General features: G+C 38.2%; 17 protein-coding genes. 7 read left to right on the forward strand and 10 right to left on the reverse strand.

Annotated elements, in window-relative coordinates; genetic code table 11:
• The first annotated feature begins 25 nt into the window (after positions 1-25).
• Positions 26-682, forward strand: a complete 657-nt coding sequence (locus ACP3T3_RS03770; protein ID WP_426478593.1) for a DUF6766 family protein — start codon at positions 26-28, stop codon at positions 680-682.
• On the opposite strand, the gene ACP3T3_RS03775 is transcribed toward ACP3T3_RS03770, so the two are convergent.
• The gene (locus ACP3T3_RS03775) at positions 664-1,467 is read right to left on the reverse strand and encodes an AraC family transcriptional regulator (RefSeq protein WP_426478594.1); all 804 of its coding nucleotides are present in this window, start codon (positions 1,465-1,467) and stop codon (positions 664-666) included. The two genes, ACP3T3_RS03770 and ACP3T3_RS03775, sit on opposite strands and share 19 nt — an antisense overlap.
• Positions 1,468-1,583: 116 nt before the next feature.
• Between ACP3T3_RS03775 and ACP3T3_RS03780 the strand changes: the two genes are divergently transcribed.
• Positions 1,584-2,720 carry an Atu1372/SO_1960 family protein gene (locus ACP3T3_RS03780; RefSeq protein WP_426478595.1) on the forward strand — a complete coding sequence of 379 codons (1,137 nt, stop codon included), beginning with the start codon at positions 1,584-1,586 and terminating at the stop codon, positions 2,718-2,720.
• A 97-nt stretch (positions 2,721-2,817) separates the two neighbouring features.
• Here the strand turns inward: ACP3T3_RS03780 and ACP3T3_RS03785 are convergent, their stop codons facing one another.
• Entirely contained in the window at positions 2,818-4,245 is a 1,428-nt protein-coding gene (locus ACP3T3_RS03785; RefSeq protein ID WP_426478596.1) for a PLP-dependent aminotransferase family protein, read from the reverse strand.
• 102 nt (positions 4,246-4,347) lie between these two features.
• Here ACP3T3_RS03785 and ACP3T3_RS03790 point away from each other — a divergent pair, with 102 nt between their 5' ends.
• From ACP3T3_RS03790 to ACP3T3_RS03800, 3 genes are all read left to right on the forward strand, one after another.
• Positions 4,348-4,803 (forward strand): cupin domain-containing protein, encoded by a 456-nt coding sequence (locus ACP3T3_RS03790; RefSeq protein WP_426478597.1) that lies wholly within the window; start codon positions 4,348-4,350, stop codon positions 4,801-4,803.
• 150 nt (positions 4,804-4,953) lie between these two features.
• A complete protein-coding gene (locus ACP3T3_RS03795; RefSeq protein WP_426478598.1) occupies positions 4,954-5,838 on the forward strand; it encodes a dihydrodipicolinate synthase family protein in 885 nt (294 codons plus the stop codon).
• 4 nt (positions 5,839-5,842) lie between these two features.
• Positions 5,843-6,076 carry a thioredoxin family protein gene (locus tag ACP3T3_RS03800; RefSeq protein WP_426478599.1) on the forward strand — a complete coding sequence of 78 codons (234 nt, stop codon included), beginning with the start codon at positions 5,843-5,845 and terminating at the stop codon, positions 6,074-6,076.
• Between the two features lie 54 nt (positions 6,077-6,130).
• Here ACP3T3_RS03800 and ACP3T3_RS03805 read toward each other — a convergent pair whose 3' ends face one another.
• Positions 6,131-6,637 (reverse strand): pyridoxamine 5'-phosphate oxidase family protein, encoded by a 507-nt coding sequence (locus ACP3T3_RS03805; RefSeq protein WP_426478600.1) that lies wholly within the window; start codon positions 6,635-6,637, stop codon positions 6,131-6,133.
• A 186-nt stretch (positions 6,638-6,823) separates the two neighbouring features.
• Between ACP3T3_RS03805 and ACP3T3_RS03810 the strand changes: the two genes are divergently transcribed.
• Positions 6,824-7,621: a helix-turn-helix domain-containing protein gene (locus ACP3T3_RS03810; RefSeq protein WP_426478601.1), complete on the forward strand. Its 798-nt coding sequence runs from the start codon at positions 6,824-6,826 to the stop codon at positions 7,619-7,621.
• A 67-nt stretch (positions 7,622-7,688) separates the two neighbouring features.
• Complete coding sequence (locus ACP3T3_RS03815; RefSeq protein ID WP_426478602.1) at positions 7,689-8,642, forward strand: nitrilase family protein; 954 nt, start codon at positions 7,689-7,691, stop codon at positions 8,640-8,642.
• Between the two features lie 45 nt (positions 8,643-8,687).
• On the opposite strand, the gene ACP3T3_RS03820 is transcribed toward ACP3T3_RS03815, so the two are convergent.
• From ACP3T3_RS03820 to ACP3T3_RS03850, 7 genes are all read right to left on the reverse strand, one after another.
• Positions 8,688-9,044: a rhodanese-like domain-containing protein gene (locus ACP3T3_RS03820; RefSeq protein ID WP_426478603.1), complete on the reverse strand. Its 357-nt coding sequence runs from the start codon at positions 9,042-9,044 to the stop codon at positions 8,688-8,690.
• Positions 9,041-9,343, reverse strand: a complete 303-nt coding sequence (locus ACP3T3_RS03825; RefSeq protein WP_426478604.1) for a DUF3817 domain-containing protein — start codon at positions 9,341-9,343, stop codon at positions 9,041-9,043. Before ACP3T3_RS03825 ends, ACP3T3_RS03820 begins: the two co-directional genes overlap by 4 nt.
• 2 nt (positions 9,344-9,345) lie before the next feature.
• Positions 9,346-9,804 carry a hypothetical protein gene (locus ACP3T3_RS03830; protein ID WP_426478605.1) on the reverse strand — a complete coding sequence of 153 codons (459 nt, stop codon included), beginning with the start codon at positions 9,802-9,804 and terminating at the stop codon, positions 9,346-9,348.
• A gap of 68 nt (positions 9,805-9,872) precedes the next feature.
• Positions 9,873-10,463, reverse strand: a complete 591-nt coding sequence (locus ACP3T3_RS03835; protein WP_426478606.1) for a TetR/AcrR family transcriptional regulator — start codon at positions 10,461-10,463, stop codon at positions 9,873-9,875.
• Between the two features lie 128 nt (positions 10,464-10,591).
• A complete protein-coding gene (gene pdeM / locus ACP3T3_RS03840) occupies positions 10,592-11,236 on the reverse strand; it encodes a ligase-associated DNA damage response endonuclease PdeM (protein WP_426478607.1) in 645 nt (214 codons plus the stop codon).
• Between the two features lie 50 nt (positions 11,237-11,286).
• Positions 11,287-11,889 (reverse strand): 2,3-bisphosphoglycerate-dependent phosphoglycerate mutase, encoded by a 603-nt coding sequence (locus ACP3T3_RS03845; protein ID WP_426478608.1) that lies wholly within the window; start codon positions 11,887-11,889, stop codon positions 11,287-11,289.
• 332 nt (positions 11,890-12,221) lie between these two features.
• A complete protein-coding gene (locus ACP3T3_RS03850) occupies positions 12,222-14,627 on the reverse strand; it encodes a ligase-associated DNA damage response DEXH box helicase (protein ID WP_426479939.1) in 2,406 nt (801 codons plus the stop codon).
• Between the last annotated feature and the right edge of the window lie 34 nt (positions 14,628-14,661).

Genomic DNA, 14,661 nt, shown 5'->3' on the forward strand with positions numbered 1-14,661 from the left:
GAATTCTTAACCTAAACCTAAAAGTATGTCACGTCCAAGTTTCTTTTACCGTAACAGCCTGAGCATAGTTCTGATTACGCTGATGATCATTTCTCTTACAGGACAGTTTTTTACAGGCTGGAAAACTGAAAATAAAGAATTGATTGAAAACGGACAGGCAGCTTTGAAACTCAATGAATATATATACAGCGGCCACTTTATACAGGCCACGTTTGAAAATTGGGAAAGCGAATTTCTTCAGATGCTGCTTTATATCCTGCTCACGGTTTCTCTCAGACAAAAAGGCTCCAGCGAGTCCAAATCTATGACAGAGGAAGAAGATGTTGACCGGGAACCGGTAGCACACCCGAAAGCGCCCTGGCCTGTGAAGAAAGGAGGCATATGGCTCAGCATATATAAACATTCCTTATCTCTGGCTTTTGCAATACTTTTCCTGGCCAGTTTTACCCTACATTTTTATGGAAGTCTTAAGGATTTTAATAATGAGCAGATGATGAAAAGCAAACCTCTTGTGACACCATTACAATACCTTTCAGAATCAAGGTTTTGGTTTGAATCCTTTCAGAACTGGCAAAGTGAATTTTTAGCCGTAGCTTCCCTTGTCCTCCTGTCTATCTGGCTTCGTGAAAAAGGTTCTCCCGAATCAAAACCGGTTGACATGCCTTATGATGAAACCCCTTGATTTTTATTGAGTTTTGGTTTCACCTGCATGATAGCAAAATATGATGCCGTAAATGCTGACAGGCTTTGGTATCCCACTTTATAAGCAATTTCACTCAAGGTATATTGCTTTGTATCAATTAGTTCTATACTTTTTAAAATTCTTGTCAGCTGCAGATATTTTTGCAGCGTAATACCGGTTTCATTTTTAAAAATTCTCTGGAGGCTTCGCACAGACATTTGTGCTTTTTCAGCCAATGAATCAATATCCGGATTATATTTAAAATTGGAATTGATTTCACTGCATACAGGGATCAATCTTACATCTGTGGGAACAGGAATTTCCAGTCCGCTGCTTTCTTTACAGAAATTGGGAAGGCTCTTTAAAATGGCTTTAAAAAAAATATCCTGTTCTTCATTTTCATCCAATGACTGGTTCCATTTTGAGGCATATAGAAGCATTTCTTTTAAAACAGGCGGAACAGCAAATACCTGAACATTCTGATAAAATTCTTCTTCAAAAACAGATTTAAAGAGAAATACCATCAGATTCACCGTCTGCGCCTCAGAAGTTATCTTATGCGCTTTTTCTGAAGGAATCCAGATGACATGATGCTGTGGAACAAGATAAATCTTCCTGTCAATATGGAAATACTGGTAACCTTCTTCCACAAAAGTAAGCTGTGCCCGGTTGTGCCTGTGCTCGTAGGCATCATGTTTCCAGTTCTTTTCACACCATACATAAGCTTCCTTTTCGATAGAATCTACAAACTGGCTTTCCGTTTTTTCAATCAGTCCACATTTCATGCTGTCGTTTTATATGTATATTTTGGCAAATTTAATAAAAACGCCATTAGTAATTTTGTATTATCAATGTAACGGTTACATTATTAATACAAAATAAAACCTATATTTTATTCAGAATGAAAAAACTATGTCTTTTTTTTATTTTAATTTTATTATCTCATATCACCAACATCATGGCACAAAATAAAGCTAAAGTATTGGTTCTTATCCATTCAGACAATGGTGGGACTTACGAACTGGCTAAGGAAATAGCCAAAGGAATTGAAAGCGAAAATAACGCGGTTTCCTACATAAAATTAGTCAAAGCTTCACAAAATCCAACCCTGAAAAATCTTCCTGTAGCAACAGTGGATGAATTAACATCCTATGACGGAATAGCGTTTGGGTCGCCGGTTTATTTTGGGAATATCAGTACCGGAATGAGCGAATTCTTATCCAAAACTGTCCAGCTTTGGACCAATCATGCTTTGGAAGGAGTTCCGGCAACGGTTTTTATGTCGGCAGGAAGCGGAGCAGGAAAGGAGCTTGCTCTTCAGGCATTCTGGAACAGTCTTGCCGTACACGGAATGGTATTGGTATCTAACGGAATACGCGGAACAGAAGAACTCAACAAGGCTGTTCCACAGGGAAATACCGTTTTAGGAGTGACAAGCATGGTTTCTCTGAAAGACGTTGAAAGACCCACCAGAGGAGAACGAAATATTGCTGAATTACAGGGTAAAAGCTTTGCAAAAGTAGCATTGGCATTAAAAGATACGCGCCCTAAAAAAACGGTGGCTGTTACTGAAAATCACCAGAATTTCAATCAAATATTAAAACAGAAAAACATCACACTTCCACAGGTTCCCAAACCGGCAGGGAATTATCAGCCGTTTGTCCGTTCCGGAAACCTGGTATTTATTAATCAGGTAGCTTTGAAAGACGGTAAAATTTTCAATCCGGGGAAATTAGGTATTGAAGTCAATGAACAGCAGGTCAAAGAAGCAACAAAAGTAACCATGCTGAATGTTCTTTCTGTATTGAATGAAGCTGTGGGAGGCGATCTAAACAAGGTAAAACAATGTGTACAGCTTATCGGAATTTTCAATACCCAGGATAATTATACGAAACACGCAGATCTGATGAATATTGCTTCTGATCTTGCTGTTGAAGTCTTCGGAGAGAAGGGGAAACATGCCAGAGCAACTTTAGGTGCTTCTTCTATTCCGGTAGGTTCTTCCGTAGAAATTCAGGCGATTTTTGAAGTGGAGTAGTTATATGTTTTTGCTGCATCAGCTTTTAATCGGCAAAATATTCCAGATTCAACTGATTACACAGAGAATTAGATTGTGTAATCTGTAAAATCTGCAGTTAAAATCTTGAAAAAATCTCAGCGATCAAAGGAATACTTTGTTCCAGCTGCTCTTCAGAAATTGCTCCATAGCTTAAACGGAATCCGTTTACCTGGCTTTTACTGTATTGTTTAGGATGAATAATCTTAATATTTTTTTCCAGTAAAAGCTTTGTTACAGCATCCCAATCCAGTCTTGTTTTGGGAACGATCCAAAAGGCAAGGCCTCCTTCAGGCAATGTAAAATCGGCGATATCTTTCATGTATTTTCTCAACAGTTCAAAGACAAAATCTCTCTTGTTTTTATAATGAACAGTTGCCTTTCTGATGTGCTTTTTTATGGCACCTTCTTTAATCAGCTGGAGGACTGCCTGTTCCATGATGACATCTCCATGTACATCAATAATTTTTCTCAGATCACCTATTTTTCTCAGTAATTCCTGATTTTTAGTTGCCAGATAACCAATCCGCAAGGCAGGAGCTACCACTTTACTCAAAGTTCCGATATATACAAAATTACGAAGCTCAGGGAAGCTTGACACCGGCAGAACAGGACGGTACCCAAAATGAAATTCATTGTCATAATCATCTTCAATGATGGTGATATTGTACTGGTTTGCAAGTTCAATCAGTTTTAATCTTCTTGCCAGACTCAAAGTAACCGTGGTAGGATACTGCCTGTGGGGAGTAATGTATATCGCCTTTATATTCTGATGTTGTATCAAAATCTGTTCAACAGCTTCAATGCTGATCCCTTCTTTATCGACAGGTACGGGTAAAAGTTCAGCACCTGCATATTCAAAGGCCTGCCATGCAGGCTGATAGCCGGGATCTTCTACAATAACGCTGTCACCGGAAGTCAGAAGACTCTGAGCGGTCAGAAACATTCCCATCTGGCTTCCTCTGGTAATAGAAATTTCATTTTCATGAATGTGCAATCCACGCTGGTAATTGAGCATTTGGGAAATCATTTTACGGAATTCCACATCTCCATGTTCGTCACCATAGCCCATCATCTGCCACTTTGCTTTGATACTGAAAATCTGCCTGTAAGCCCTGGCCAGTTCTGTTACAGGAGCAATTTTACTGTCGGGATGTCCGTCATCAAAATTAATTAACATACCGTTAGGAATGATCTGCTGATTCAAAGAATCACGCACTGTGTGAGCATATTTCTCATGTAAAACGGGAAGGCTTGCTGATACAAAAATCCCCTTCCGCTCTTTGGAAACGGCCCATTCTTCATTGATCAGCACCTGATAAGCCTCTACAACGGTATTCCTGTTGATTTTCAAAGTCTGGGCAAGATTTCGGCTTCCGGGAAGTGCATCGCCGGCTTTTAACCTTCCTGAGCGGATATCACTGATGATTGTATCCGCAATCTGCAGATAAACTGCTTTATCAAGCTTTTTATCAATTTCTAATTCTAATTTCCAAGGTCGGAGCATCTGGACTATCTATTTATATAAAAACTGAATCATTTAAACAGTCCAAATATAGAATAATTTTGTCATGCAATAAAGCACAAAACCTTAATAATTTTTAAAATCATGGACAAGAAACAATTTAGTTCTAAAGACTTCCACGAAACTTTTGCAAGACCAACGTATGTAAAGCCCAGCCATCTAATCCATAAAAATGTAGAAAATGCAGGAGAGCACAACCAGTTTTCAACAGAAAGGAAACACCCGGTTTTCTTCGTTGATCTTCCGAGTAAGAATGTCAGCATGACGATTGGCGGGCTGACTCCAGGACAGCAAACCAACAGACACCGTCATACGTATGAGACCGTATTATTTGTCATTGAAGGAAAAGGCTGGACAGAAGTAGAAGATGAAAGAGTATATTGGGAAGCAGGAGATGCCGTATACATTCCTTCATGGGCCTGGCACAAACATCAGAATCTGAGCGATACGGAACCCGCCAAATATATTGCCTGCGAAAATGCTCCCCAGCTTCAGAATCTGGGAGTTGCCTTGAGAGAAGAAGAAGGAAGAGACCTTTAATATTAATATGTTAAACCATTAAGCAGCGTAGTTGTGTTGTATTGATATTTAAATATGATTTTTCTAAAGCGGAGCTATACTTACTATTCTTAGCAACTTATTCTCTCTTAATGGTTTAGAAATAATCTTGAATTTTTAAATCAACAAAACATGAAAAATGTGCCATTTAAAGGGATTATTGCTTATCCCATAACACCTTTTGATGAAAATGAAAAAGTAGATATTCCTCTTTTTAAACATTTGGTAGAAAGGCTGATCACTTCCGGAAGCCACGGAATTGCTCCATTGGGAAGTACGGGAGTAATGCCTTATCTGTCTGATGAAGAAAAAGAAGAAGTTACTGAAGCTACTTTACAGCAGGTGAAAGGCAGAATTCCAACGCTTGTAGGAGTTTCTAATCTTACCACGGAGAAAACTATTCACCATGCCCAGTTTGCTGAAAAAGCGGGGGCTGATGCAGTAATGATTATTCCAATGAGCTACTGGAAGCTTACCGATGACGAAATTGTAACGCATTACGATGCCGTAGCAAGTAAAATATCGATCCCGATTATGGCGTACAACAATCCGGCAACAAGTGGAGTAGACATGTCTCCGGCTCTGTTGAAAAGGCTGCTTAAAATCCCTAATGTAACCATGATCAAAGAAAGTACGGGAGATATTCAGAGGATGCATTATCTGAGAAGAGAATTAGGAGAAGAGGTGGCGTTTTACAACGGTTCCAATCCTTTGGCACTTGCTGCATTTTCTGCGGGAGCAAGAGGATGGTGTACTGCTGCACCGAACCTTATTCCTGAATTGAATATCAGTCTTTATAATGCAGTTGAAGAAGGTGATCTTGAAAAAGCAAAAACAATTTTCTATCAGCAGTTTGACCTTTTAAAATTTATTGTCAGTAAAGGCCTGCCAAGGGCTGTGAAATCGGGTCTTACTATTATGGGTGAAAATGGCGGTAATCTGAGAAGCCCTTTGAAACCTTTACCCGAAAAAGAAACTGAAGAATTAACAAATATTATTAAAGCTCTTATTAATTAATCTTATGAAAAAATCCATTTTTTATCATGCAGGCTGTCCTGTATGTACCAGCGCAGAGCATGACATCGTTAACCTTATAGGATTGGAAAATGTTGAAATTATCCATTTGGGGAATGACAAAAACAGAATTGAAGATGCTGAAAAGGCCGGAGTACAATCTGTGCCTGCTTTAGTAACCCCTACCGGGAATGTTCTTCATATTAATTTTGGAGCATCAATGGAAGATGTGAAAAAATAATATTAATCTTGTTGTATAAAAACGGCTCAATTTTCTTGAGCCGTTTTATAAATTTTAAATTGTTGCATTACCTTCAACACCGTCAGAATTATCGGTTTTATGACCTGTTATCGCTGCAGCGACAAAACTAAAGAGGCTGACCAGTTTTCCTGCTTTGGTATCCCAATAATAAGTTTCCTTAGGTTCTACACGGATAATGGTAACATCCGGATCATCTTTTCCGTCAAACCAGGCCTTTGCCAGGGGAGACCATTTTTCTTCTATGGTAGCTTTGTCCTTATAAACAGAAGCTTCTCCGTATACCGAAAGATATTGCGAATCACTGTTATTCATAAAAAACAGCTGAACCCTGCGGTCTTCTTTTATTTCAAAATTTTTGTTGCTGGTTCCACTGCTGATAAACCAGAGATTTCCGCTGTCATCCGTTTCCTGCAGGGTCATTGGTCTTGAATTGATAGGAATAGTTTCCAATTCTGTACAGAACATACATATTCTGGCTTTTTCTGAGAGCTCTTTGATCTTTTTGATCGCTTCAAGATGGGTAAGATTTTGTGTTGACATACATATAATATTTTAAGTGATTGGTATAGTTAAAGGGTATATTTTCAACAGTAATGAAGAACAATATGTTCTAAAACATTCAAATACCTGACCAAAACGGAATAAAATATGGTATCTTAATTTAAATTCTTTTCAATAAGCATGGAAGATTTCCTCCTGTCAATAAGTTTTATGTACATTTGATGGATGCAGATTTCGCCCCCTACATATTTGGCTCCTTATATCAGACATTATATCTTTCTGGAAAATTCCGGGGAGAATATGAGGAGTTTAAGACTCTTTACGGATGGAAGTTCCGGACTTATTCTGTCCGGAGATATGAATCTGTATTCCGGTATTTCTGAGGAACGGATGCCGCTTTCCTTTTTTTACGGAACTTTGAACGGATACAAAGATTTTTATTCAAAAGGTAGATTTTCTTTAATTGCTGTTGTATTTCAACCCTATTTTTTGAATATACTTTTAAAAACCTCCGCCGGGGAAACCAGGAATCAGATTGTTTCTGTGGAAGATGTACTGAAAGACAGGCTGGAAATATTTCAGGAAAAACTTTTCAATAAAACGAGCCCTTTGCGTATTATCAATGACCTGAATGTCTTCTTTACCCGGTTTTTATCTGACAGAATGAATCCTGATCATCATTTTATTGCTGCTGCACAACAATATATTCTTAGTCATAAAGGTTGGGTGTCCTCCGGAGATTTACAACGTTTCACCGGATATTCTGAACGCCAGCTGGAAAGAAAATTTGAATATCATATGGGAATGTCTCCCAAAAAATATGGAAGTATTATCCGTCTTCATTACTTTTTGAGCCTTGTGAATAACGGTATGGATCATAAAAATATGACCATGCTTTCATACGAGGCAGGATATTCCGACCAGTCGCATCTTATCAGGGAATTCAAAAACAATATCGGTCTTACTCCCAAGCAATATCTGAACACAGAAAATAAAATGGCTGTTAATTTTATTGAGCTGTAAAACAGGCATGTCGGTTTTATACAATTTTTCGCAGGCAATACAATCTAGTTTTGCTTAAAAAAAATCAATGAATATTAAAATTTCAACGGCTCAATTTGAAAACAAAAGCGGTGATAAGGCATATAATCTATCCGTTATAGAAAAGCTGGCTGGTGAGGCCGCATCCAAAGGATCTCATGTGATTGCTTTCCATGAATGTTCCATTACAGGATATACTTTTGCCCGGAAACTTTCCAGAGAACAGCTTCTTGCTATTGCAGAACGTATTCCGGATGGTGAGAGCATTCAAAAGCTGCAGGAGATTGCCGCTAAATATCATATCACCATACTGGCCGGTCTGTTTGAAAAAGATGAGTATGATAACCTTTTCAAAGCTTATGTATGTGTTGATAAGACAGGAATACAGGCTAAATACAGAAAACTGCATCCTTTTATCAACCCGAATCTTACACCCGGCAATCAATATTGTGTGTTTGATATTATGGGCTGGAAGTGTGGAATTCTCATCTGCTATGATAACAACATCATTGAAAATGTAAGAGCTACAAGGCTTCTTGGTGCAGAAATTATTTTTATGCCGCATGTTACGATGTGTACGCCTTCCACAAGGCCGGGAGCAGGGTTTGTAGATCCTCAGCTTTGGGAAAACAGGGTAGCAGATCCTATCTCTTTACGCTTAGAATTTGATGGGATGAAAGGCAGAGACTGGCTGATGAAATGGCTTCCGTCAAGAGCTTATGATAACGGAGCTTATATTGTTTTTTCAAATCCCGTAGGTATGGATGATGATCAGCTGAAAAACGGATGTTCCATGATTATAGATCCTTTCGGAGATGTGATTGCAGAATGCCGTTCTTGGGAAGACAGTTTTGAAACCGCTGTCATTACTCCTGAAAAGCTTACTCAGGCGGGAGGGTACCGATATATTAAAGCCCGAAGACCCGAATTATACAGGGATATTATCGGACAAGAGCATTCATCAGAACAAAAAGTAGTCTGGCTCAGTGATAAACCTATTTAAAATCAAAATCTCTCCTGCATATCAATGACAGGAGAGATTTATTATTTATTGTTTTATTGTTTTCTGCAGATCAGTCCAGGCACCGCCATTATAGATATGTTTAAAACCTTTCTCTTTAAGGATATTCTCGGCTTTTACACTTCGGAGTCCGTGGGAGCATACTGTAATGTATGTTTTCTCCGGATCTAATTCTACATACTTTTCTCTTATTGTTCCTAATGATATATTGACAGATCCTTCTATGTGGCCTGTTTCATATTCTTTTTCAGTTCTTACATCAAGAATAACAGCTCCTTTTCTAATGAGTTCGGGCAACCCGTTGTCCAGAGTCTGAAACCGGTAAACCCTGTACACAACGTACAGAATAAAAACTACTCCAAAAATTATGAGAATACTTTTCATAGCTTGCTCAATATTTTTTTGTCAATATAAAAAGTTCCAAACGGAATAAAACACGCCAGAATTACTTTCCATGTTATTTCTTTAAACTTCCAGTTCTGCTCTACGCCAACACTCAGCGTGTTGAACAGGAAAAGCAAAAATAATGTTCCGTGGACAGGGCCAATAAGTCTTACCAGTAAAGGATTTCCCATCCAATATTTCATCGGTACAGCAATAAATACCAGCGTCAATAATGAAATTCCTTCTAAAATAGCCAGGATTCTCAGCCGGCCGATCTTGGTTTTAAATAAATCTATCATAATTATCTGAAATAAGGTCTGTTTGCAAAAGGAGAAAACGGCCACGGAATGACAATCAAAATAATAATGAGCGCAATCGAAAACCAGATCGCCATCGTTTTGAATTTTTCTTTATCTGAAGGTTTTCTTTTGGCTAATGCAGAACCGATCGTGATGAGAATAATAGCTGTAATCATCAGTGAAATATGGATCAGACTGAAAAATACATGTTCAAAAGATGCTTTAGCCTCGTTAAAATTCTTCCAGAAATATTGGATTACCGGACTTTTAAAATAGAATGTCATCCCTATAATCAGCTGGATATGGGCTATAGTCGCAGTCCAATGTCTTACAGCATTATCAGTTCCTGTAAATTTTTTGTTTGAAAAATAACCTTTGAAAGAGCGGTAAATAGCATATATCAGGCTTATCAGAACCAGCCATCGGGTAAGAGAATGTAAAAAAGTAAGAGTCTGATACATTGTTTATTGTTTTGACACAGCAAAGGTAAATCAAAAACATACTAATAAGTATGTTTTTTAATAAAAAATTATTGCAAGGTCTTAAAATAAGACTTAAGTCCTTTTAAATAAACAAGATATACTTCTTTTGAATTTTCTAATTTGCCCAGATTTCTTACTCCCCAATAGCCTGAAATGACAAAAACACTTACTTCTTTTGCGTTTACTTCTTTTTTGATTACCCCGGCTTCTTTCCCTTTTTCAATACTTTCTGCAAGAGCCAGTTCCCATTCTTTTGAAAGGTCATGCAAAGCCTGGGTAAAAGCATGATGCCAAGGTGCCATTTGTTGTACAAAATTAGAGGTAGGGCAGCCATATTCAACTTTTAGAAAATCATTTTCCATCAGGAGGTGATACATGATGTGATAAATACTTTCTAAAGGATTTGGGCTGTTTTGAAGAGAATCAATAAAAGTTTTCCTGAAATTGGGTTTCATCAGATCCGTAATAATAGCCAGTCCCATTTCATCCTTGGTTTTAAAATGATAATAAAAAGCTCCTTTTGTCACCTGGGTTGTTGCGATAATTTCATCAATGCTTGTGGTCTGAAAGCCTTTTACATAGATCAATTCGAAAGCTTTCTGGAGAATAGTAAGTCGGGTAGCTTCTGATTTCTTCATTAAAATTGCTGATTATTGTACAAAGGAACACATTTTAATGTAAAATAAAACTATCGGTATTCTGATACTTTGATACAATTTAAATAATTTTATAATATAATTTTCATCGGGACTTTGTCTTGTCGGTATTATATTTCATATATGTCCGCATCTGTAAACACAAAAAATGTACTTTTCTTAGGCAGGTTTTTCGTATCCAGTCCTGTAAATTCACTGAAAGCCGGCAGTAATAATTGATTGTTGCTGAGAGTAAAGCAGGGAAGCCTGATATTCTTTACAACAGAACTCAGAACAATTCCCGGGTGAATATGTCCGGTAATCTGGAATGCGGCGCTGGAGGGATCAAAATCGTGAATAAAAATAAAACCGTTTATCTCAAGCTGCTCAGCTTTATGATTAAAGCAGAGTTTTTTCTCCAGTGCTTCTGATATCCGGTCATGATTTCCTTCGATAAGGTAAAACTGTATATCGGGGTATTGGCTTTTCCATGTGCAGAATTCATCCACATCAGAATTGTCTCCTGCATGAAGAAGATCTCCAACCACAATGAATTTTTCAGGCTGAAAATATTCAATCACTGCGGATAATCTTTCCAGATCACTCTTCATAATATGATTGGCCAGTGCGATACCGTTTTTACGGAAATGGGCGGTTTTCCCGATGTGCAGATCTGAAAGTATCAGTGCTTTTTCTTTTTCCCAGAATACAGCACGCTGATTGGTCAGAATGAAAGTATCATTTTGAATGGAAATGCTTTTGGTTGCTATAAACACGCTTTATAAATTGAAAATTGAATGGTCAAAGTTAAGTTTTATTCATTGAATCAGCTGACTCTCCGGCTTACATGAAATTTTTCATCAAAAATATACGTCAGTGGAAAGCCTGTGGCAATTTCTCTTTCCAGAATTTCTTCAGGAGAAAGATGCTCCAGATACATGATGAGTGCACGGAGGCTGTTTCCATGGGCTACAATCAATACATTTTCGCCCTGCTTTAATAAAGGTCTTATATGGCTATCAAAATAAGGAATTACCCTGTTGTAAGTATCCTTAAGGCTTTCTCCACCCGGAGGCATTACATCATATGACCTGCGCCAGGTATGAACCTGCTCATCACCATATTTCAATGCGGTCTCTGCTTTGTTTAATCCTTCAAGAGTTCCGTAAGAGCGTTCATTTAATGCTTTATCCTTAACGATCGGAATATTGGGATTTCCTATTTCATTCAGAATGATAGAAAGGGTATGCTGTGCCCTGATTAATGCAGAAGTGAAGGCAATATCTATTCTTTCTCCTTTTAACGCAAGGCCTGCTTTTTTGGCTTCTTCAATACCCGCTTCGGTTATATCGATATCTTTCCAGCCTGTAAATCTGTTTTCCAGATTCCAGAGTGACTGTCCGTGACGGACTAAGAACAATTTTTCCATTATTTAAATTATTACAACTTCCAGGAAGGTACTCTAAGTTACGATGTTTATTTAAACTTATCAAGGAAATTAGCTTAGAATATTAGGCTAAGAATAAGATTAAAATAATGACTTTTTATAATGAGATTTCAACCAAAAAAGTCACAAAAGTTTTTAAATACTTAAGTTTTTAAAGCCAGGTTTTATCCATCATAATTGCACTGAATGTTGTGAAAATCTTTGAATTTCATTTTATGTGAACTTTCTACTGCATCATTTTTAAACTTACTAGTGGATTAAGGTATTTTTATAATCAGAGCTTTTGTAACTTTTGCGGTTTTTCTAAGCTGGATTCATAAGAGATCACTTATATTAGATAGTTTCAGCATCCTTTTAATCCTTGCATCCAGTCCTTCACTGGAAAGCGTCTGCCTCAAGCTGTCTACTTTGATGGGGAAACTGAGCGGGGTAAAGGAACGGGAATGCTTTAAAATAATTTCAGACTTTTCTATTCTTTTGAAAGCTTCCACAAGGCGTTGTTCCTGAAGCTGCATATTAAAGACTTCCGTGTAGGCCTGCCTGATTAAAAAATGATTGGGATCATGGTCTTCCAATACTTTGAAAATCAATCCGGCGGAGCTTTGCAGTGATTTATTGGAGCGCTGCTGTCCTGCATAATTTTGAATGACCATTCCTGAAATCACGGCAATATCCCTGAATTTCCTTCTCGCCATTTCTGCAGAATTGATACTGGCAATCACATCATTCATCAGATTGTCTCTGCTTAAAATCTGCTGCAGATTATCTTCATTTAATGGAATTTCTTTATCACTGAACAGCTCAAATCCATAATCATTCATCGCCATAGAAAAGGAAATAGGCGCCAGTTTTGAAATACGGTAGGCAATAAGAGCCGCCATTACTTCATGCACCAGGCGTCCTTCAAAAGGATACATAAACATATGATATCCTTCGCGGTTTTTAATCATTTCCACCAGAAATTCATCTTCCTTGGGAATATGGGAGTTCTTTTCCTGGTTAGTTAACAAAGGATGCAGAAACTTCAGTTCTTTTTCTGACGCCTTCGGGTTTAAAGCATGGGAAAGCTTTTCTCTCAGAAAATGACCCAGATTGGAACTCAGGGGCAGCCTTCCTCCAAGATAACTGGGAACCAGGGCTCTTCCTTTTGCGGCTCTTACATATACGGTCATATCTTTGATCATTGCCACTTCAAGGGTACGGCCGGCCAGAATAAATTTTTCCTCTTTTTTCAGTTTTGAGATAAAATATTCTTCAATCATTCCAATATAGCCTCCGGAAATAAACTTTACTTTCAGCATCGCATCGCTTACAATGACTCCCATATTCATCCTGTGGAGCATGGCTATTTTTCTCGAAGTTACCTTATAAAGCCCATCTTCCATAATGACCACCTTATGATATTCTTCATAGCTTTTTAAAACACTGCCACCAATGGTAAGAAACTCCAGAATGCCTTTCCATTCTTCGTCCATTATTTCCTGGAAAGCATATACTTTTTTGATTCTTTGGTACAGCTCATCAGGATAAAAACCGTCACCAACAGCTAATGTCATCAGAAACTGAACCAGAACATCAAAGCATAAAACCTGTGGTTCTCTGGGCTCAACAACTTTCTGTTTTACCGCTTCCTTTAACGCTGAAACTTCAATCAGCTCCAGAGAATGGGTGGGAACACAATAGATTTTGGAGGTTTCAAAAGGGGAGTGGCCGCTGCGTCCGGCTCTTTGAAGGAAACGCGCAACTCCTTTGGCCGAACCAACCTGAATAACGGTGTCAACAGGTTTAAAATCAATACCAAGATCCAGTGATGATGTGGAAACCACGGCCTTTAATTTTCCGGAACTTAGATTTTCCTCAATCCAGATTCTTAGATGAGCATCAATAGAACTGTGATGGATTGCGATCTGGCCTGCAAAATCCGGATGAGCATCCAGCAGCAGCTGATACCACATTTCGCTCTGGCTTCTCGTATTTGTAAAGACAATGGTGGATTTTGAGTCCAGAATGATCGGAACTACCTTATCAGCAAGTTTATTTCCAAGATGTCCTGCCCAGGGTAATATCTCAATTTCGTTCGGAAAAACAGGAAGAATATCTATCTTCTTATGTTCTTTCGCCGTAATTTTTGTCTTTTTAATATCATACGGAATAAGCACTTCCATAGCTTCATCCAGGTTTCCGATAGTGGCTGTAATGCCCCAGATTTTAATCTTCGGAACATATTTCCTAAGCTGTGAAATTCCGAGTTCTACCATGACGCCCCGTTTTGAACCCAGTAATTCATGCCATTCATCTACAGCTACGCATTTTAAATCTCTGAAAAACGTTTCATTATTTTTCTGAGCCAGAAGTAAATGAAGGCTTTCAGGGGTTACAACAAGAATTTCGGGCATCTTTTTTATCTGCTGCTGTCTTACTTTCGGGTCGGTATCTCCGTTTCTTACACCTACAGCCCAATCGAGGCCAATTTCATCAATGGCTTCCTGCATCGCTTTCGCAATATCTTTGGACAGAGACCGGAGAGGTGTTATCCAGATCATTTTCAGTCCTTTTTTGTATTGTTCAGGATGATTCAGGAAATCCGAAATCAACGCTAAAAAAACAGAGAAAGTCTTTCCGAAACCTGTAGGTGCAATGACCATTCCGCTGTAACCGTTTCCAAATTTCTTCCAGGTTTCCAGCTGGAATTTAAAAGGGGCAATACCTTTACCGGTCATCCATTGCTGAATGATCTTTAATCCGTAGGTATGT

The sequence above is a fragment of the Chryseobacterium sp. CBSDS_008 genome, from assembly GCF_049959325.1.
Classification (GTDB): domain Bacteria; phylum Bacteroidota; class Bacteroidia; order Flavobacteriales; family Weeksellaceae; genus Chryseobacterium.

Coding starts and splice junctions, on each gene's coding strand:
- ACP3T3_RS03815 (WP_426478602.1), top strand. CDS start 7,689: ATGAATATTAAAATTTCAACGGCTCAATTTGAAAACAAAAGCGGTGAT.
- ACP3T3_RS03775 (WP_426478594.1), bottom strand. CDS start 1,467: ATGAAATGTGGACTGATTGAAAAAACGGAAAGCCAGTTTGTAGATTCT.
- ACP3T3_RS03805 (WP_426478600.1), bottom strand. CDS start 6,637: ATGTCAACACAAAATCTTACCCATCTTGAAGCGATCAAAAAGATCAAA.
- ACP3T3_RS03835 (WP_426478606.1), bottom strand. CDS start 10,463: ATGAAGAAATCAGAAGCTACCCGACTTACTATTCTCCAGAAAGCTTTC.
- ACP3T3_RS03770 (WP_426478593.1), top strand. CDS start 26: ATGTCACGTCCAAGTTTCTTTTACCGTAACAGCCTGAGCATAGTTCTG.
- ACP3T3_RS03820 (WP_426478603.1), bottom strand. CDS start 9,044: ATGAAAAGTATTCTCATAATTTTTGGAGTAGTTTTTATTCTGTACGTT.
- ACP3T3_RS03790 (WP_426478597.1), top strand. CDS start 4,348: ATGGACAAGAAACAATTTAGTTCTAAAGACTTCCACGAAACTTTTGCA.
- ACP3T3_RS03810 (WP_426478601.1), top strand. CDS start 6,824: ATGCAGATTTCGCCCCCTACATATTTGGCTCCTTATATCAGACATTAT.
- ACP3T3_RS03795 (WP_426478598.1), top strand. CDS start 4,954: ATGAAAAATGTGCCATTTAAAGGGATTATTGCTTATCCCATAACACCT.
- ACP3T3_RS03800 (WP_426478599.1), top strand. CDS start 5,843: ATGAAAAAATCCATTTTTTATCATGCAGGCTGTCCTGTATGTACCAGC.
- ACP3T3_RS03825 (WP_426478604.1), bottom strand. CDS start 9,343: ATGATAGATTTATTTAAAACCAAGATCGGCCGGCTGAGAATCCTGGCT.
- ACP3T3_RS03845 (WP_426478608.1), bottom strand. CDS start 11,889: ATGGAAAAATTGTTCTTAGTCCGTCACGGACAGTCACTCTGGAATCTG.
- ACP3T3_RS03830 (WP_426478605.1), bottom strand. CDS start 9,804: ATGTATCAGACTCTTACTTTTTTACATTCTCTTACCCGATGGCTGGTT.
- ACP3T3_RS03850 (WP_426479939.1), bottom strand. CDS start 14,627: ATGACCGGTAAAGGTATTGCCCCTTTTAAATTCCAGCTGGAAACCTGG.
- ACP3T3_RS03780 (WP_426478595.1), top strand. CDS start 1,584: ATGAAAAAACTATGTCTTTTTTTTATTTTAATTTTATTATCTCATATC.
- ACP3T3_RS03785 (WP_426478596.1), bottom strand. CDS start 4,245: ATGCTCCGACCTTGGAAATTAGAATTAGAAATTGATAAAAAGCTTGAT.